General features: G+C 53.0%; 13 protein-coding genes. 10 read left to right on the top strand and 3 right to left on the bottom strand.

Going from position 1 to position 18,888, the window contains the following annotated elements:
* Positions 1-21: 21 nt before the first annotated feature.
* Complete coding sequence (locus ACO2Q8_RS16525; protein ID WP_423345948.1) at positions 22-702, bottom strand: hypothetical protein; 681 nt, start codon at positions 700-702, stop codon at positions 22-24.
* 90 nt (positions 703-792) lie between these two features.
* Complete coding sequence (rpoN, locus tag ACO2Q8_RS16520) at positions 793-2,247, bottom strand: RNA polymerase factor sigma-54 (RefSeq protein ID WP_423345947.1); 1,455 nt, start codon at positions 2,245-2,247, stop codon at positions 793-795.
* A gap of 260 nt (positions 2,248-2,507) precedes the next feature.
* On the opposite strand from rpoN, the gene asnS reads away from it, so the two are divergent.
* The 4 genes from asnS to ACO2Q8_RS16500 all read left to right on the top strand — a co-directional run bounded on the left by asnS (position 2,508) and on the right by ACO2Q8_RS16500 (position 10,232).
* The gene (gene asnS / locus ACO2Q8_RS16515; RefSeq protein WP_423345946.1) at positions 2,508-3,962 is read left to right on the top strand and encodes an asparagine--tRNA ligase; all 1,455 of its coding nucleotides are present in this window, start codon (positions 2,508-2,510) and stop codon (positions 3,960-3,962) included.
* Between the two features lie 621 nt (positions 3,963-4,583).
* The gene (locus tag ACO2Q8_RS16510) at positions 4,584-7,811 is read left to right on the top strand and encodes a SusC/RagA family TonB-linked outer membrane protein (protein WP_423345945.1); all 3,228 of its coding nucleotides are present in this window, start codon (positions 4,584-4,586) and stop codon (positions 7,809-7,811) included.
* Between the two features lie 48 nt (positions 7,812-7,859).
* Positions 7,860-9,506, top strand: a complete 1,647-nt coding sequence (locus ACO2Q8_RS16505) for a SusD/RagB family nutrient-binding outer membrane lipoprotein (protein ID WP_423345944.1) — start codon at positions 7,860-7,862, stop codon at positions 9,504-9,506.
* A 159-nt stretch (positions 9,507-9,665) separates the two neighbouring features.
* Complete coding sequence (locus ACO2Q8_RS16500; protein ID WP_423345943.1) at positions 9,666-10,232, top strand: hypothetical protein; 567 nt, start codon at positions 9,666-9,668, stop codon at positions 10,230-10,232.
* Positions 10,233-10,457: 225 nt separating this feature from the next.
* On the opposite strand, the gene ACO2Q8_RS16495 is transcribed toward ACO2Q8_RS16500, so the two are convergent.
* Positions 10,458-12,371 (bottom strand): alpha/beta fold hydrolase, encoded by a 1,914-nt coding sequence (locus ACO2Q8_RS16495; protein ID WP_423345942.1) that lies wholly within the window; start codon positions 12,369-12,371, stop codon positions 10,458-10,460.
* Between the two features lie 282 nt (positions 12,372-12,653).
* On the opposite strand from ACO2Q8_RS16495, the gene ACO2Q8_RS16490 reads away from it, so the two are divergent.
* The 6 genes from ACO2Q8_RS16490 to ACO2Q8_RS16465 all read left to right on the top strand — a co-directional run bounded on the left by ACO2Q8_RS16490 (position 12,654) and on the right by ACO2Q8_RS16465 (position 18,856).
* Positions 12,654-13,880, top strand: a complete 1,227-nt coding sequence (locus ACO2Q8_RS16490) for a hypothetical protein (RefSeq protein ID WP_423345941.1) — start codon at positions 12,654-12,656, stop codon at positions 13,878-13,880.
* Positions 13,877-16,027, top strand: coding sequence for a DNA helicase RecQ (gene recQ / locus ACO2Q8_RS16485; RefSeq protein ID WP_423345940.1), 2,151 nt, complete (start codon positions 13,877-13,879; stop codon positions 16,025-16,027). The genes ACO2Q8_RS16490 and recQ overlap by 4 nt, the downstream gene beginning before the upstream one ends.
* A 147-nt stretch (positions 16,028-16,174) precedes the next feature.
* On the top strand, positions 16,175-17,266 hold the full coding sequence (locus tag ACO2Q8_RS16480) for a lytic transglycosylase domain-containing protein (RefSeq protein ID WP_423345939.1): 1,092 nt from the start codon (positions 16,175-16,177) through the stop codon (positions 17,264-17,266).
* A gap of 159 nt (positions 17,267-17,425) precedes the next feature.
* Positions 17,426-17,647 carry a hypothetical protein gene (locus ACO2Q8_RS16475; protein WP_423345938.1) on the top strand — a complete coding sequence of 74 codons (222 nt, stop codon included), beginning with the start codon at positions 17,426-17,428 and terminating at the stop codon, positions 17,645-17,647.
* A gap of 121 nt (positions 17,648-17,768) precedes the next feature.
* Positions 17,769-18,158, top strand: a complete 390-nt coding sequence (locus ACO2Q8_RS16470; RefSeq protein WP_423345937.1) for a hypothetical protein — start codon at positions 17,769-17,771, stop codon at positions 18,156-18,158.
* Positions 18,159-18,253: 95 nt separating this feature from the next.
* Positions 18,254-18,856 carry a hypothetical protein gene (locus ACO2Q8_RS16465; protein ID WP_423345936.1) on the top strand — a complete coding sequence of 201 codons (603 nt, stop codon included), beginning with the start codon at positions 18,254-18,256 and terminating at the stop codon, positions 18,854-18,856.
* Positions 18,857-18,888 lie beyond the last annotated feature (32 nt).

The raw sequence follows: 18,888 nt of genomic DNA, 5'->3' as shown, positions 1-18,888 counted from the left end.
ACCGTGAACGGAGAAATGCCATCACACCAGCAATACGACCGTCGCCAGGCTGATGAGCAGCCCTAGGCTCATGCCACCGGCAATCTGGGCGGGGGTGTGGGCGTTCAGGTGGAGCCGGGCACTGGCCAGCAGACCGGCCAGCACAACCAGGGATAGCAATGGATACAAAAGAGAAGGTTCACCGGTCTTAACGGCAATGGCGAGGATCGTGCCAACCATGCCACTGACCCCAACGCTGTGCGCGCTGATCTTCCAGAACAGACTGATCAGACCGACAAGTGTTACCGATACAGTAATGCCTCCCATTACAATTCCAATTTTAGGAATCGCATTTGAAAACTGGTACGCAAAGAGAAGGGTTGTTGTGGTGTAAAGTAGGGCAGTCATGAAATACGGCACTCGCCGGTCATGTAACTCGTTCATGTGCAGGCTACTCACAAAGCCGGTGCGGTACAGGAAGTAAATCAGGAAAGCAGGGACCAAAAAGGTGCAAATGCAGATGAGGAACAGAAGACTCGGCCTGAAGTTGGGCCCGTATGCATCAACTCCCAGACTCGCCGGTGTACTATACAGTAAAATACTGAATAAAATTGTGGGCATCAGGAGCGGATGAAAAACCGCCGACAGGACACGGGCCAGCGTGACGCTCACGCTTTCAGTTTTCGATTTTCGGTTTTCGGTCAACCGTTGCTCTTCAATCATTGAACAAAATTAACAAAGCATACCGATATGAACGCACGATCGCGTCAAAACCGTATTGGAGGCCCGGCGTATGTTGAAAACCGAAAGTTGTCAAAGTTGTTTCCGCAAGCGGGCCACCGGAATGTTTAATTGCTCACGGTATTTGGCAACGGTTCGGCGGGCAATGTTGTAACCGCGTTCATTGAGCATCTTTTCCAGCTTATCGTCCGAAAGCGGATTGCCTTTGGGCTCATGATCGATGAACTCTTTCAGAATATTTTTCACCTCGCGGCTGCTGACATCCTCGCCCGAATCAGTGGCAATCCCCTCCGAGAAGAAGTATTTGAGTGGATAAATGCCAAACTCCGTTTGCACCGCCTTGCTATTCGCCACCCGCGAAACCGTCGAAACGTCCATGTCAATCAGGTTGGCAATGTCCTTCAGAATCATCGGTTTCAGTTTCGTTTCGTCGCCTTCCAGAAAAAAATCATACTGGAATTTTACAATGGCATTCATCGTCTTAAGCAGGGTTGCCTGGCGTTGCTTGATGGCATCGATGAACCACTTGGCGGCATCAAGCTTTTGCTTGACAAACGAGACGGTTTCTTTCAGTGAGCGGTTGTTCTTATTGCTTTTCTCATAGGTGTCGAGCATTTCGGCAAACGACCGGCTGATGCGGAGTTCGGGAGCGTTGCGCGAGTTGAGTGTCAATTCGAGTTTGCCACCGTTGTTGGTCAGGATAAAATCCGGAATCAGGTACTGGATGGCGGCATCTTCACCTTCGCCCGAACCCGGTTTCGGATTCAGCTTCGTAATCAGTGTAATGACTTTCTTGAGTTGTTCTTCGCCTATGTTCAGGCGCTTTTGGATCTTATCGTAGTGTTTTTTCGAAAACTCCTCAAACAGATCTTCGATGATCCGGATCGCCAGCGGAACGGTCGGGTCGGATGGATCCTTGCGTTGCAGTTGCAACAGCAGACATTCCTGGAGCGTCCGGGCTGCGATTCCGGGCGGGTCAAACGTCTGGATGCGTTTCAGAACGATTTCCAGCTCTTCCGTATCGGTGAAAATGCCGTGCGAAAAGGCCAGGTCGTTGACGATGGCCTGCATCGAGCGCCGGATGTAACCGTCATTTTCGATGCTGCCGATCAACTGCATTCCAATAGCTTCCTGCCGTTCATCCAGGTTCAGATACCCAAACTGCTGCATGAGCGTGTCGGTCAGCGTCGAGCGGTTGGCCACCGGCATTTCGCGCTCTTCTTCGTTGTAATTACCGTCGCCCTGCATTTTGTACCCGTTGTAGTCATCTTCATTCAGATAGCTACCCAGATCCACTTCGTCGTTACGCTCTTTGTAATCGTCTTCATAATCGTCGGAAAACGGGTCTTCGGCACTGGGTTCGTCATAGTCCGTATCAAGCCCCTCTTCCAGCGCCGGGTTAATTTCCAGCTCTTCTTCGATACGGGTTTCTAGTTCGGCCGTCGGAATCTGCAACAGTTTAATAAACTGAATCTGCTGCGGAGACAGCTTTTGCTGGAGGGATTGGGTAAGGCTAAGTCTTTGCATAACTAACTACGCTAAATTCGGGCACCATGGCCGCCAGATGCCGTCATAGGTTGGCCGGGCTATCAAATTCTAGACCAATGTTAAAAAAAAATGTTTTACAATTTGCGTTTTTTTGATAAAATCGATGTAAGTAATTGATAATCAGTGGTAAAATAAATATTATTTATCGGTTGCAAATGATTCAGTATAGAACAACTCGCGTCATTTTTCATTGAATGGCTTACCTTTGCGACCGTCTTTCACATTTGTTACCATTCGGAATGAGTCTTTTATCGGTTAAAAAATTACTTGCATCGGATACGACCGGTCATACCGTCACCGTCAAAGGGTGGGTTCGGACCAAGCGGGAAAGTAAAAACGCCATTTTCGTCGCCATCAACGATGGTTCGACCATTCACAACATCCAGGCCGTCGCTGAACCGGGTCAGTTCGGCGAGGAACTTATTCGGCTGGTGACCACTGGGGCCTGCGTGGCCGTGAGCGGCACCCTGGTCGAGTCGCTGGGGTCGGGTCAGAAAGTGGAAGTGAAAGCCACCGAAATCCGGGTGCTGGGCCCCGCCGATCCGGAAAAATACCCGTTGCAACCCAAGCGGCATTCGATGGAATTTTTGCGGGAAATCGCTCACCTGCGCCCGCGCACGAATACCTTTAGCGCCGTACTCCGCATCCGGCACGCGCTGGCGTTTGCCGTTCACAAGTATTTCAACGATCACGACTTTTTCTACCTGCATACCCCCATCATTACGGCTTCGGATGCCGAGGGCGCGGGCGAAATGTTCCGCGTCACGACGCTGGACCTGAACAACCTGCCACGGACGGAGGAAGGAGCGATCGACTTTAAGCAGGACTTTTTTGGCCGGGAAACCAACCTGACGGTTTCGGGACAACTCGAAGGCGAACTTGGGGCATTGGCTTTGTCGAAAATCTACACGTTCGGACCCACCTTCCGGGCCGAAAATTCCAACACCACGCGCCACCTGGCTGAGTTCTGGATGATCGAACCCGAAATGGCTTTCTACGAACTGGAAGACAACATGAATCTGGCCGAAGACTTCGTCAAAACCGTCATCGGCTACGCGATGGAACACTGCGCCGATGATCTGAAGTTTCTGGAAACCCGCCTGATTGACGAGGAAAAAAATAAACCACAGGCCGAACGCAGCCCGATGCCGCTGCTCGAAAAACTGTCGTTTGTGGTCAATAATGATTTCCAGCGGTTGACCTACACGGAAGCAATCGATATTCTGCTGCAATCAAAACCGCATAAAGAGAAGAAATTCCAGTTTCCGGTGGGGTGGGGCATCGACCTGCAATCCGAACACGAGCGCTATCTGGTCGAGAAGCATTTCAAAAAACCGGTGATTCTGACCAACTACCCGCGCGAAATCAAGTCCTTTTACATGAAGCAGGACGAACCTTCGCCGGCAACCCCCGGCCCCACGGTGCGGGCGATGGATGTGTTGTTCCCCGGCATCGGCGAAATCATTGGCGGTTCTCAGCGCGAAGACGACTACGAAAAGCTAATGGCTCGCGTACACGAAGTCGGTATCGATCCGGCCAACATCTGGTGGTTTCTCGAAACCCGGCAGTTTGGCTCGGCCCCGCACGCCGGTTTTGGCCTGGGCTTCGAACGGCTGGTGCTGTTTGTGACCGGCATGAGCAACATCCGTGATGTGATTCCGTTCCCCCGCACCCCCAAAAGCGCCGAGTTTTAACGGCTGGAAATTCTAAATCCAGGCTGCGATGAGTTGAAGGAAGCCCCTTCTGACTCATCGCAGTTTTTTTTTGCCATGCCTTCAATGGGCGGTTCTGCGGCTTCTTGTCAATACCGGTGTACGTACACGCCACCCCGTCTCCTGCACTTTTCCTGATTTTCCTGGCAACGACGTATTTCATTAGTGTATTATACCAACATAGTTGTTACTAACTATATGGCCATAGTGATTCAATAGATCATTCTTAAAAAAGGAAAATATTGAATCACTTAGGTTATAAAATAGAATAGATAAACTAATGAAAGTTGATTAATAAATTGTTAAAAGGCTCATTTAATTGATGATAATGCACAAACATATTGATGCGATAGTTTGCATTTATTCTTTATGTAAAAACCACAAAATGGTGAATATAAATTTATAAAGTTTAAATATAATTTGGCTATAACGTATGTTAAATCATTAATTTTCAACCTGTTTATATGTTTTTGATGTCAACTGATAGGATTTTATCAAAAATCAAATAAAATGCCTTGTCATTTGTTTTAATAAATTTTTAATAAATAAATTTAGTAGCGCTATTCACCGATAGCGTCTTGTCTTAACCAAACTAAATACATGATGAAAAAACATTTATTACTAAGCCTGATAATGGCTTGTATGACCTGGGTGTGTGCCCATGCTCAGGATCGAAAGGTCAGTGGGGTCGTTACGTCTACCGAAGACGGCTCTCCCTTGCCCGGTGTGTCGGTGGTCGCTAAAGGGACCACAATGGGAACCAACACCGACGCCAACGGGACGTATACACTCAATGTCTCGGGCAGTAATCCGGTTTTGGTGTTTAGTTTCGTCGGCATGCTGACGAAAGAGGTCGAAGTCGGTACACGGGCGACCATCAATGTTTCGCTCGAATCAGATGCCAAGCAACTCCAGGAAATCGTGGTAACCGCGCAAGGGATCGTCCGTGAGAAAAAGGCACTGGGCTATTCCGTCAGCACGGTGGAAAGCAAGCAGATTGCCGACCGGCCGCAGCCCGATGTAGCCCGGGTGTTGCAGGGAAAGATTCCCGGCGTCAACATCACCGCGACTTCGGGGGTGTCCGGTACGGGCACCAACATCAACATCCGGGGGTTTTCGTCCATCACCGGCTCCACGCAGCCCCTGTTTGTGGTCGATGGCGTTCCGTTTAACTCCAGCACCAACTCCCGGGGTGGCATCACCGGCGGTGGGGGTGGGTTTACGGGCGGGAGCCAGTCAGCTTCCAGCCGGTTTCTGGATCTGGACCCCAACAACATCGAGAACATCAGTGTGCTGAAAGGATTGGCCGCTACTGTGACCTACGGCGATCAGGGCCGCAACGGCGTTATTCTGGTGACCACCAAAAACGGCACCCGGAAGGCGCGGGCCACCCAAGTTTCGCTGACGCAGTCATTTTTTACCAACACCGCTCACCTGCCGCGCTATCAGAATGATTACGTCGGCGGTTTTCAGCAGAACCTAGGGTATTTCTTCAGCAACTGGGGGCCGACCCTGGAGGAAGCGGCAATTTATCCGTCGCAAAACACCAATACGGCCCTGACCAACCACCCGTACGCGTTTTTGAGCGTGGCTTCCCTGCGGTCGGCTATGGCGCCTTATGTCGCGTCGGTGAGCCCGTATACCATGAAGGTGTTTCCCAACAACGTGAAAGATTTCTTCCGGACTGGAAAAATTTACAACACCTCGGTGAACGTCTCGGGCGGGGGCGAGCGGGTTAGCTACAACGTTTCGGCCGGTTATAATAAGGAAGAAGGCTACATTCCGGAAAACGGGCTGACGAAGCTGAACTTTGGGTTTGGTCTGAATGCGCAGTTGAGCAAAAAACTTACCCTCATTTCGTCCTTCAACTTTGCCCAGACCGACCAGTTTTCCCCTCCTCTGAACGCCGGAACCGGCAACAACTCGCTGGGCGGTTTTCCGTCTATCCTGGCCAACGTACTCTACACGCCCCGGCAGGTGGATTTGATGGGTTGGCCGTTTGAGAGCCCGGTCGATGGCAGCACGGTATATTTTCGGAGCGGAAACGATATTCCGAACCCGCGCTGGATGCTGAAAAATTACAAAACGAACGGTGTCGTCAACCGGATTTTTGCCACGACCACGCTCAATTATGACATTGCCAAAGACCTGATGCTGGTCTACAAAATCGGTCTGGATACCTACACCGAAAATCAGGAGTACAAATTCAACAAGGGTGGGGTTGATTTTGTCAATGGATACTACAATACCTACGACGTACAGAATACCATCTGGGACAACAGCATGATTTTGTCCTACAACCGATCCCTGGGTGAAAAGGTTACGCTGTCGGGCCGGATTGGTGGTAACATGCGGAACGACGTAACGAATGCCATTTTTGTGGCTAGCCAGAACCAACTGGCCCGTAACCTGTTCCGGCACAATAACTTCATTGACAATACGTCCATTAACGGAACCGTTGAGCAAACTCGAATCGGTGTTTTCGGCGAGATTACGGCCGATGTCAACGACTTCCTGTTTTTAAACCTGGCGGGCCGCAACGACTGGACTTCGACGGTAGAACCGGAAAACCGCCGGATTTTCTACCCTTCGGCCAGTATTTCGTTCGTACCAACCTCGGTTTTTGAAGGCTTGCAGGCAGGCGGTTTTGTCAATTTCCTGAAACTGCGGGCCGGTATCGGAACCTCGGCCGGTTTTCCGAACCCCTACAGCACCCGGAACGTGCTGAACCAGAATGCCCGGGCCTGGCTGACGCCCGCCGGAACGACCGTACAGACACACTCGGTGGACAATACACTCGGCAACCCGAACCTGAAACCGGAACTGCACACCGAAACCGAAATCGGACTGGAAGGACGGCTGTTTAACAACGCCCTGACGTTCGATGTAACCGCCTACCAGCGCAATACCCGCGACCTGATTACGAGCACCCCGCTGGATGCCTCGACGGGTTACACGGCCACCACGATCAACATCGGGAAAATCCGCAATGAGGGGATTGAAATCAGTGTGTCTGGAACGCCCTTGAAAAACAGCAATTTTTCCTGGGATGTTACCGGTGTATTCTCACGAAACCGGCCTAAAGTGCTCGATCTGGGCGGAACGTTGCAGGAGGTGCAGGTCGCTGGTTTTGGTGGATCGCTGGGCAACTACGCCGTGGTGGGGCAGCCGTTCAACATCATCAAAGGAACCGGTTTTCGCCGGAACGAACAGGGGCAGTACCTGATCGACGGCGGGGGATACCTGCTGGCGACCACCTCACCCGTAGTACTGGGCGATCCGAATCCGGCTTTTACGACCAGTTTGATCAATGAAGTTACCTTCAAAGGTATTTCGCTGAGTGTGATGATGGCTTACCGGCACGGAGGGGCGATGTATTCATCCACGGCCGGGGCTTTGCTGGGCCGAGGGCTGACCATCGATACGGGCACAGAGACAGGTTACGACCGCGCCCAAACGCTTGTTGTTCCGGGGGTTAAACTATCTGATGGTACGCCGAACGACATTCAGATCACGGCTTCCGACTTTTATTTCAACAACTATTATTTCTTCGGCGACGAAGGCCGGATGTACGACGGTTCGACGATTCGTTTGCAGGAAGTTTCGTTGTCGTACCAGTTGCCCAAGAAAATTTTGGGCAAGATGTTCATCAAAGGAGCCTCGCTGGCACTGACGGGCAATAACCTCTGGTACCGGGCCATCCATTTCCCGAAAGGCCTCAATTTCGACACGGACAACCTGGGATTGGGGGTCGGCAACGGCCTGGGCTTCGAGTTCCTGACTGGCCCAAGCTCCCGTCGATTGGGCGGAACGCTGAAACTGACGTTCTGATCGCGGTAAAACCGCACTTTCGGTCTCACTCATTAACGAATCTATATCATGATTAAGAAACTAGGCACAATTCTGCTGGCGTTGTGTATGGTCGTCCTGAGTTCGTGCGAACTGGATCTGCTCGACAATCCGAACGCCGTCACGACCAGTAACACCGACATCAATTACCTGCTCAATCAAATCGAAATAAGCTACGCCGGGCATTTCAACTCCCTGAGTGACCCCGGTATGCGCCTGACCCGGATGCTGAACCAGGGATCGGCCATTTACGACAATGCCGTGTCGCCAGCCAATTACGACGGCGCCTGGAGTACGGCCTATGCCGGTATTCTGACGGATGTGAAAACACTCATTCCGCTGGCTGAAGCCGGAGAACTGTTTGTGCATGCCGGGATTGCCCGGACCCTGCGGGCTTCGGTACTCGTCAATCTGGTGGATGTGTTCGGTGATGTGCCGTATACGGAAGCCATCGACGCAGCCAACTTCAACCCGAAAGTGGATAATGGTGCCAGCATTTACAAGACGGCGCTGGAGGAACTTGACAAGGCCATTGCCAATTTTGCCGCTACCTCGAAAGCCGGTGCTTCAAACGACCTGATGTATGCGGGAAGTACCGATAGCTGGACGCGGTTTGCCAACACGCTGAAGCTCAAAATCTACCTGAACCAACGGCTGACCGATGCGGCCGGTTCGACGGCGGCCATCAATGCGCTGATTGCGGGCGGAAAGCTGATTTCGACGGCAACCCAGAACTTTGCGTATAAGTACGGGACCAACCTGACTAACCCCGACACGCGCCATCCCCGGTACGGCGGACAGTATTCGCCGACCGGCGGGGGCGACTACCAGTCGAACTCCTACATGGGTACAATGTATGCTGCGAAGGGATTTCCGGACCCGCGCATGCGGTTTTACTTCTACCGGCAGACCATCAAAAACCCGACCGATGTGAACGCCCTGCGGTGTATTACCAACTCAAAGCCGGCTCACTACTCCAGCACGGACGTGTATTGTCTGCCGACCACGGTGGGATACTGGGGCCGCGATCACCTGAGCAACGAGGGTATTCCACCGGATGGTTTGCTGCGGACGGCCTGGGGCGTTTATCCGGCGGGCGGTTTATATGATAACGACGCGGGTGTGCCGGTTTCGCTGGGTGCGGGCGGTGGAGGTGCCGGCATTCATCCCATCATGATGCGTTCGTTTGTCGATTTCATGCTGGCTGAATCCGCCCTGACGCTGGGCACCACCGGCGTAGCCAAAGACCTGCTCAAGTCAGCGATTGAAAAATCGATGGCCGACGTTCGGACGGTGGCGCTGGGGACCAACGAAAGCAGCAAAATTGCAACCTTCGAAGCCGCTAACAACATCGTCTGGGCCACTGAGGTCACCAAGTACGTTACGAAGGTACTGGCGGACTATGACGCAGCCACCACGACGGATGCTAAACTGAACATCATCGGTACGGAATACTGGCTGGCTCTGCATGGCAACGGTATCGAAGCCTATAACCTGTACCGGCGGACTGGGAAACCCGCGAACCAGCAACCCGCGCTCGATCCGAATCCGGGCGCTTTCCCGCGTTCGTTCTATTACCCGTCGTCGTTCATTACCCGGAACTCCAGTGCGGTGCAGAAAAAGGATTTGACGACACCGGTTTTCTGGGATAATAACCCGAGCGGTTTGCTGAAATAACCGGTTTTCAACAGAGAAAAAGTTTACAGTTTATAGTTTACAGTTTTTAGTTACCTGTATAAGTAGTTGACTTTTAGACTGTTAGGTTTGACTGCGAACCGTAAGCCAAAAACTGTAAACCATAAACTAAAAACCATTCACCACTTAAGACAACTAATTATGAAATATTTCACCATTCTTCTGGGCATGATCCTGTTGGTGGGAGCCTGCAAAACAGAAGTTGTTGACAAGATCGATGAACGGAATATGGAACAGGGCGGTTACATCCGGACCGTCACGCCTTACCCGGTCGTCAATTCGACGTTCAGTGTGAGCAAAGCCAACATGGGCGGCACCAAACTGGAACTGGTGGCCGAGGCCGTGACGCCCGACTATGGCGCCATGTTCGCTTCCTATGATTTGTCCATTGCGTTTGTCGATGCCACGCCTGCCAACGGCACCAAAACGACGACGGCCGTGGCGCTAAAGTCGCTCGCTGCATCGACGTTTGCGAAAGACGCCCAAACCGGCTATCCCCGGGCCACCATCACCGTAACGGGTACCGAAGCCCTGACGGCGACCAAGCTGGCGTTAACGGACATTTCGGCGGGTGACTATTTCACCATCACCGGCGTCATGAAACTGACCAACGGCAAATCGTACACGGCCAGCAATACCGGTGTTAACATCACGGGTGGAGCGTTTTACAGTTCCCCGTTCTCCTACCGGCTAAACGTAGCCAACTAGCGGTCGGAAAGCGGTAAAATAAGAAGGGGCTGCCGTTGCATAATGGCCGCCCCTTTTTTTGCCCCTGTCAGTGCCGGGCCGTCGCTACGGTCGCAGACCCTGACAGCGGGTAAGCTAACTTTTTCCTACCCCTGTCAGGGTTTGCAACCGGCACCCGACACCCAAACCGTCCCGGCCCGCGTACCCAGCGGGCTGCAGGTGAAGGGGAATGTAGAGTAGGCGGTTTTAATTCAACGTCTCCTTCAGCCAGCTAAAAAACTCCCGTTGCCAGACCAGCGCGTTCTGGGCCGTCAGCACCCAATGGTTTTCGTCGGGCAGGTAGAGCAACTTACTTTTAATGCCCCGCAACTGAGCCGCCTGAAACGCCTGCAGGCCCTGCTCGATCGGGACGCGGTAATCCCGACCACCCTGGATAATGAAAATCGGCGTGTCCCATTTGTCCACGAAATTACTCGGTGAGTGTTCGTAGGTCCGCTGGGCGGATTTGTTTTTCGTGTCCCAGTACGGCCCACCGAAATCCCAGTTGACGAAGAAGAGTTCTTCAGTTGTGCCGTACATGCTCCGGAAATCGAAAATACCGTCGTGCGAGATGAAGGACTTAAACCGCTTGTCGTGTTTTCCGGCCAGTGCATAAACCGAATAGCCACCAAAGCTCGGCCCGACGCAGCCCAGCCGGTTTTTATCCACGAACGGTTCTCTGGCCACATCGTCGATAGCGCTCAGGTAATCGTTCAACACCTGCCCGCCGTAATCCTTGCTCACCTGCTCGTTCCATTCGGTGCCGTGGCCCGGCATGCCCCGGCGGTTGGGTGCGACCACGATGTAGCCCTGCGACGCCATCAACTGAAAATTCCAGCGGTAGGAGTACGTCTGCGTCAGGGCCGACTGCGGACCGCCCTGGCAGTAAAGCAGGGCCGGGTATTTTTTGGCGGGATCAAAACCGGGTGGATAGATCACCCAGACCAGCATTTGCTTGTTATCGGTTGTGCGGACCATCCGGCGCTCGGTTTTGCAGATACCGGTATTTTTAACGCCCTCGTCGTTGACGTGCGTGAGTTGTTTGAGGGTTCCGCTCGCCAGATCGACCGTGTAGAGTTCGGTTGGGTGGTTGATGTCGTTGCGGGCCACCACCAGCGTATTGCCCGATTGGCCGACGATGGCCGTAATGTCGAAATCACCTTTGGTCACTTGCCGAATCACGGGCATCATTTTCGTCCGACCCGGATAGCGAACTTCAAACAGTTGAATCGTGCCGTCGATAGGTGCATTGAAAAACAGTGAACGGCCGTCGGTGCTCCATTTGAAACTATTGATGTGAAGGTCGTCCCGTTGCTGGGTCAGGTTCATTTTGGTGATGCCGTCCCAGACGATCAAATCCTGTTTGTCGGATTCGTAGCCGTCGCGTTTCATTTGCAGCCAGGCCAGTTCGCCCTTCGCGTTATACTCCGGGCTTACATCATAGCCCTTGTTCTCTTCGGTCAGATTTTTGGTCGTGCCGGTCGCCAGGTCGTATTCGTACAAATCCGTGTTGGTGCTGACGGCATAGTCGGTGCCGGATTTCTTTTTGGTGACGTACAGAATCCGTTTGCCGTCGGGATGCCAGATGAAATCCTCGTCACCCCCGAACGGTTTTTGCGGGCAGTCGAATTTTTCGCCGGGCATGATGTCTTTGGCTTTACCCGGTTTTCCGTCGACCAGGGGAGCCACAAACACGTGATCGTATTTCCCGTCTTCCCAGGTGTCCCAGTGCCGGTAATTCAGCGAGGTGTACATGTAGGCATTCGATTTTTTCAGGTCGGGGTATTTATCGGTGCTGGTAATGTCTTCAATCTTAACCGCTTCGCTGCTAATCAGGTGTTTGCCGTCTGACGAGATTTTGGAATTGGGCAGCAATTCTCCGGCATTCGGAATCTCGGTCGCCAGGCCACCCGCCAGCGGAATGCGGTACGTTTTGCGCACACTTTTATTTTCTTCTGCATTGGGCGTGCTGACGGCGTAGACCACGAACTGTTTGTCTTTGGAGATTCCCAGGCCCGATACCCGGCCCCATTTCCAGAGCTGTTCGGGGGTAAGTGGAGTCTGCGCCTGTACGCCGAGGCTCATGAGCAACAGCGCGCCGGTAAATCCTATTTTCATCATATTACTTTGAAGCGTTTACAGGGTTATTCGACCTTCAAACATACGGATATTCCCGGATTTTTGGTCTGCCTGATCGCAAAGACATGGGTGTTTAAGTAGCCGAAATCCGGAGTAAAAAACTCGCAAAAAATGCACTCGGTAAATTGTATATGCAATAAAAACAAGTTGTATGTTTACGTCCTTTTCATGGGAGAAGCGCACCGGATTTCGTATTTTTGAAAACGGAACCCGATTCGGCGGCATCCCGTAAATGGGTGTTAGACGCTTTTAACGGTTTTCCGCATGAAATACGTGCTGGGCATTCTATTTGGGGTTTGGGTAGGTGGAAAGGCGGTTTGGGCGCAGGGGTACCAGCAGGTAACTGGGCAGGTGGTTGATCAGAAAACCGGCAAACCGGTGGTATCGGCCTATATTAGTGTGGCCGGGAAAGCCTGGGGTACCCTGGCAAATGCCGACGGCTGGTTTTTGCTAAAATACCCAAAAATCGACGCCCAAAAGGAAGGAATAGTCGCAGCTCCGGGCTATCAGAACGGCTTCATTGCGTTTCGGAATCTGAAACCAGCCGATTCGGTGAGGGTGTCGCTGGAAGCCATCGAGCCCATTGTGCTGTCGTCGTCTTTTCGCAACCGCACCGATGCCCGCATGCTGGTGTTTGCAGCCCTAAAAGCGATTCCGGCGAATTTCCAGCCGACACCAACGGTGCTGACCGGTTTTTACCGCGAGACCTTGACGGCCGATACGGTTTGCTGGAATGTGCGGGAAGCGGTGTTGAAAGTCGAAAAGTTGCCGGACGCGAAAACCGAATTACCCGAGAAAGTGAAACTGGTGAAAGGCCGTCAACTCGTCCGCGAACCGCTACCGAAATGTCTCGAAGGGTACGCCTTTCCAAACGGTGCCGCTATTGTCACGCGCAGCATGGAGTTAGGACCACCTGATTATTGGACCGGGGACAATTTAACTGACTATGAATTTCGGCTGGATTCGCTCCTGACCGGTTTTGATGACCGACCGGTTTACCGGCTGACGTTTGCTCCGGTGGCGGGTCGGCGGGTGCGGGCGGCCCGGACCGGCGAGTTGCTGATCGATACCGTCAGCCGGGCCATTGTGCGAATAACCTACGAGTTTACGCCCGAAGCCGCCGGAGAAGTACTAAAAACCAGTTTGAAATCGGTTTTTGATAACCTGACTGGTCGCTCGAAAAAAGAAGTAAAACGAGTATCGAGCCACAGCCAGTATCGCCGTTGGAACAACAAATGGTATTTGCAGGATTCGCGGCTGGTGCTCGAAACGCAGTTTGTCGTGCCCCATGCTGACCCGGTTTTGGCGTCGATTTGCCTGCATTATGTGACGAATGAGTACGCGAAATCAAATGGACAGGCTGTGAAGGAAACGGAGCTATTGCTGACTACCGACCACCTGCCGAAGCAATCTGGGCAGTATGACGAGCGGTTTTGGGGAACATTCAACACGGTGTTGCCTACGGCCACCGAACAAAAAATAGGGAAATGATCGATACAACAAAGATGAGCGAGACGGAAACGCTGCAACCGGTGGAGGTGCTGAAGCAATATTACGGCTACGACCGGTTCCGGCCGATGCAGGAAGAGATTGTCCGGACGCTGCTGGAGGGTCGGGATACGCTGGTGCTGATGCCGACGGGTGGTGGAAAATCGGTCTGCTTTCAGGTTCCGGCGCTGATGAAACCGGGTGTCTGCGTGGTAGTTTCGCCCCTGATTGCACTCATGAAAGATCAGGTCGAGGCCCTGTTGCAGAACGGGATTCCGGCGGCTTATTTGAACAGCACCCAGAGCAGCCGTGAACAGCGCCAAATTGAGCAGGATTGTCAGGCCGGGCGGCTGAAGCTGCTGTATGTGTCGCCCGAAAAACTGCTCTCAGAGTCATTCTTTGTATTTCTGAATACCTTGCCCATTAGTTTCTTCGCGGTCGATGAAGCGCACTGCATCTCATCCTGGGGCCATGATTTTCGGCCGGAATACACCCAATTGGCCCTGCTGAAAAACCACTTTCCGGATGTGCCCGTGGTTGCTCTGACGGCTACGGCCGACAAGCTGACCCGGCAGGACATCGTGACCCAACTGCACCTGGACGATCCGGCGGTTTTTATTGCTTCCTTCAACCGGCCGAACCTGAGCCTACGGGTGTTGCCCGGTCTGAAACGGATGCAGCAGATCGAGCGATTTTTGGCCATACAACCCGACAATTCCGGAATCATCTACTGCCAGAGCCGGAAATCCACGGAAGCACTGGCGGCCAAGTTGCAGGAAAAAGGCTATCGGGCCGGTTTTTACCACGCCGGCATGAGCGCCGACGACCGTGCCCGTGCACAGGAGGAGTTTGTGCGCGACGATATTCGAATTATCTGCGCGACGATTGCCTTTGGGATGGGCATCGACAAATCCAATGTGCGCTGGGTGATTCATTACAATATGCCGAAAAACCTGGAGAGCTTTTACCAGGAAATCGGACGGGCCGGACGCGACGGTTCGGCGGCTGAGACGCTGTTGTTTTACAGCTTTGCCGACGTGGCGAACTGGAAGGAAATGCTGTCGGAAAATGCCCCGGTCAACCTGGGCCTGCAAATGGCGAAGCTGGAGCGAATGCAGCAATACGCCGAAGCCCACTCGTGCCGTCGGCAGATTTTGCTGAGTTATTTCTCGGAAGAACTGGCCGACGGCTGCAACAACTGTGACGTTTGCCAGAATCCGCGCGTGATGTTCGACGGGACCGTGTTGGCCCAGAAAGCCCTTTCGGCCCTGGTGCGGCTGAAAGAGCAGGTGCCGATGAACACGCTGATCGACGTGCTGCGGGGCTCGCGCAACCAGACCATTTTGCAGAACAACTACCATTTGATCAAAACCTACGGCGCGGGCAGCGACCTGAAGTTTGACGAATGGCGGAGTTATCTGCAGCAACTGATCAACATCGGCGTGATTGAGATTGCGTACGACAACCACTATTTTCTGCGAAAAGGCATCCTGGCCGATGCGGTTTTGTTCCAGAACCGGAAAATCGAGCTGATCAAACCGGAGGAAGCGGCCCAACGCAAAGCCGAGCAGAAGCCGAAGACCAAAACCGAGTCGGCTCGCGACGACCTCTTCGAGCGGCTGCGTCAACTGCGGAAACAACTGGCCGACGAACAGAACGTGCCGCCGTACGTGATCTTCACCGACTCCACGCTGGAAGAAATGAGTCGCCTGCGCCCGACGACGCCCGAAGCCTTCCGGAACGTCAGCGGGGTCGGCGACCGGAAGTTGCAGGTATTCGGAAAACGCTTCATGCAGGAAATTGCCAGCTTCCTGACGGGGCAGGCCCGCGAAGGCACGAACCTGAAAGGAGCCACCCACCTGATGACCTTCGAACTTTACGAGCGTGGCCTGACCGTTCACGAAATGGCGCAGGAACGAAACCTGTCACCATCGACCATTGTCATGCACCTGATCTACCTGTCGAACAACGGTTATGAGGTGGATTTGGCGTCGCTGATCGACACCGCCGAGCGGCTGGATATCGAACGCGCGCTGGCCCGTGTGGGCGTGGAAAACAACGCGTTAAAGCCGGTTTACGACTTCTTGCAAGGGCGCTATGATTACGCCAAAATCCGGATTGTGGCCGCCCTCCAGGGACGGATTCTCTGAGTGGTCTATGGCATTAGTAGAATGGCCGTTTAGTAATTTATATAGAACCGTAATTTGGTAAAGTCCAGAAAATCAACTAGCTTCGTGTTATTGTCTTTTTATTAAACCGTGACCGTCGTGTTGACGTAAACAACAACTAAGTCTGTTTTGATAAAAGAAGCTAGTATTTTACTCATGCTGTCGGCGCTCAAACCCATGGAGTTGGCGATGGCCAAAGACGTCAATTCAAGAGAGTTTACGTCCTATTCCAACGGCACCGTGAGTGTCCGATTACCCGGTCGATCCACCATCCAAAGTCTACAGCCGGTTCAATTCTGCGGGGAGGATGTGCCCCTTAAACAATCTAATGTTACCCGTCGCTGGGTAACGGTTTTATTGCAGCAATCCCGCCACCGGGATTACCTGCTCCGGCTTCGGAAACGGGCGGTCAAGTTCTTCCCGATTATCGAGCCGATTCTGGTGAAACATGGTATTCCCCGGGATTTTAAGTATTTGCCGTTGGTCGAAAGCGATCTGTCGGGTACCAGCACGTCGCCCAAAGGGGCTGGCGGGTACTGGCAGTTGATGCCCCAAACCGCCCGCGAATTTGGGCTAGTGGTTCGACCCGGCCACGATGAGCGTCGTGACCTGCGCCTGTCGACCATGGCCGCCTGCCGGTATTTGAAGGAGTTACACCGCGAACTGGGTTCCTGGACGTTGGTCGCAGCCGCTTACAACAGCGGGGTGACGCACGTACAGAAACGTATGGAACGGCAGGGTGTCCGGAGCTATTACAATCTTCGGCTCCACCGCGAAACCGGCACCTATCTGTACCGCGTATTAGCCTACAAGGAGTTGCTGACCCGACCCCGGATTTACAGCGATATGCTATCGCCCGCCGTTCTGGCTGATTTAATCCGGCCTTTACCGGGCGAGCGCTTCCAGCCGGGCGTGATGCCGTTTGTCAGCCCGGGCTCAGAACCTGGTGTTGAACCCGAACCGACCTGGGGGCCACGCAGCCGAAACCTGTTGGAAGAAGCGCTAGCACAAATCACCGGCGATGATGCGGAAGATTTTAGCGAAGAACCCGATGGTGCTTCTGGTTCAGCTTCGATGACGGCTTCGGCGGCTCCGGTCCCGGCGTCTGCTACGGTTCTGCTCGGCTTGCGCGTGTTGCGGTTCCGCCGTACGCGGCTGTACCAGGTTTTCCTGGCGGCCAAACGCCGGGTCCAACCTTTGTTCGACTGGGATTGGGTCTAGCCGTTGTAGACCAAAAATTTGAAAAGGGGCCATCGGCCCCTTTTTCGTTTTGAGGGTATTTGGCAATGGGCCAAATGATCAAATTACGCGATTCAATGAAACCGCAACCGTTGAATCTGGTTTAACCGGTAAAACGTACACCTGTAATCAACTCAACGAATGAAAGCGGAAGATCCAACTCAGAAAGTACGTGACTCCATTGCCGAAGCACCCCAGGGACACGTCGACGATACGAACCCCGAGCAGAAACGAAATGTGCCGGAAGATGGTCCCAGCGGTGAAAATACCCAAAATAGCGGGGAAAATGGCGGAGGTCTCTGGACCAGTGGGGGAGAAGTAACCTCGGGTACGCCTTACAAATACGACGAAGACGAGGAGTGACAAATCAATAGTTATCGATAGTTTGAAGTTTATGGTTTACGATAACATTCTGATGAAAATAGATGCTTGTCGATAACTATGAACTGAAAACGATAAACAAACTTCACTGACGAAACACAGTATGAAAAAGATCATGATGGCTCTTGGCGTGCTGCTACTGACCGGGAGCGCAGCCGTGCAGGCCCAAAGCACAAGTTCTGAAAATAATGCGAATAATTCGGCCCAGAGTAAATCCGGTACGTCCAACTCCGGCAGTACGAATGAGGCCAAATCCAAAACAACCGTGACGCGCACCGTTACGGGGGCACGTTCGGAAAATACAAGTCCGGAAAGTAATAGCACCGCCGATCGTTTCGGAAAAAATAAGCAGACCAGCCGTGAGAAACGCGACCTGCCCGCTTCCGATGCCGACGGTGGAACCAGCGTGATTAAAGGACGGCCCAAGGCAGACCCGAAAACCAAGGCGAAACGCGGCAGCGACCGTTCATTTGGGAATACGGGGAATAACTAGAAGGGCAGCGTCTGATAGTTATTTAAAACCCATTCCGGCCCGGCGCTGGGATGGGTTTTTGATACAATACGTCGACCCCTAACGTTCCGTAAGCCATGAAACTGAAAAATATCGTTGAGACTATCCGGCAGGGAATCGACCGGATGAAAGGCGAAGAAGCCGTTGATAAGACGTTTTGCAGCCAGAATGTTTTGGCAGACGAACTGGCCGCCCGGAATGCCTTCAACCAGGCCAGAGAGCGGTTGTTTGCCATAAACCGCTGGTCGAATCTATCGAGCCTGACGGCGGATTTTATGCTGCATGATTCGGATGGCAACCCGAAAACCGGTCAACCGGAGATTGGTGATTCAATCAGAATCGACTTGCCCGGTCCGGTGCCCGAAAACTGGGTGCGGGTGGTTGAACTCGTCGACGAAGAAAACAAGGCTGGCTTTACGGCTCGTCCCTGCGCCGATCCGCGTGAAACCGGTGTCGAAACCGAACACTTTTTTACGGACGAAGCCACCAGCACCTTCTGGCTGGAACGGCAGGGAACGGCTTTGGTGGCCTGTCAGATCGGTGAAAACGAGCAAACCAATAACCACGACGAACAGGCGGGAGGCCGGGCCGTCGTGAATACGGCCATCGCCGGAACGGGCTGGCTCTTTTATCAGAAAATTCAGTGGAAAACGCTGACCGATTACCTGGTAGGGATTTAACCGGGCTGGCCAATCAAAGCTGAATTGACTTA

The sequence above is a fragment of the Larkinella sp. VNQ87 genome, assembly GCF_049445795.1.
Lineage (GTDB): Bacteria > Bacteroidota > Bacteroidia > Cytophagales > Spirosomataceae > Larkinella.
This window is presented reverse-complemented; position numbering and strand designations above follow the sequence as displayed.

What these genes read in the sequence shown, in the direction of transcription:
- ACO2Q8_RS16525 (WP_423345948.1), bottom strand. Translation starts at nt 702, where the DNA reads ATGATTGAAGAGCAACGGTTGACCGAAAACCGAAAATCGAAAACTGAA.
- rpoN (WP_423345947.1), bottom strand. Translation starts at nt 2,247, where the DNA reads ATGCAAAGACTTAGCCTTACCCAATCCCTCCAGCAAAAGCTGTCTCCG.
- asnS (WP_423345946.1), top strand. Translation starts at nt 2,508, where the DNA reads ATGAGTCTTTTATCGGTTAAAAAATTACTTGCATCGGATACGACCGGT.
- ACO2Q8_RS16510 (WP_423345945.1), top strand. Translation starts at nt 4,584, where the DNA reads ATGAAAAAACATTTATTACTAAGCCTGATAATGGCTTGTATGACCTGG.
- ACO2Q8_RS16505 (WP_423345944.1), top strand. Translation starts at nt 7,860, where the DNA reads ATGATTAAGAAACTAGGCACAATTCTGCTGGCGTTGTGTATGGTCGTC.
- ACO2Q8_RS16500 (WP_423345943.1), top strand. Translation starts at nt 9,666, where the DNA reads ATGAAATATTTCACCATTCTTCTGGGCATGATCCTGTTGGTGGGAGCC.
- ACO2Q8_RS16495 (WP_423345942.1), bottom strand. Translation starts at nt 12,371, where the DNA reads ATGATGAAAATAGGATTTACCGGCGCGCTGTTGCTCATGAGCCTCGGC.
- ACO2Q8_RS16490 (WP_423345941.1), top strand. Translation starts at nt 12,654, where the DNA reads ATGAAATACGTGCTGGGCATTCTATTTGGGGTTTGGGTAGGTGGAAAG.
- recQ (WP_423345940.1), top strand. Translation starts at nt 13,877, where the DNA reads ATGATCGATACAACAAAGATGAGCGAGACGGAAACGCTGCAACCGGTG.
- ACO2Q8_RS16475 (WP_423345938.1), top strand. Translation starts at nt 17,426, where the DNA reads ATGAAAGCGGAAGATCCAACTCAGAAAGTACGTGACTCCATTGCCGAA.
- ACO2Q8_RS16470 (WP_423345937.1), top strand. Translation starts at nt 17,769, where the DNA reads ATGAAAAAGATCATGATGGCTCTTGGCGTGCTGCTACTGACCGGGAGC.
- ACO2Q8_RS16465 (WP_423345936.1), top strand. Translation starts at nt 18,254, where the DNA reads ATGAAACTGAAAAATATCGTTGAGACTATCCGGCAGGGAATCGACCGG.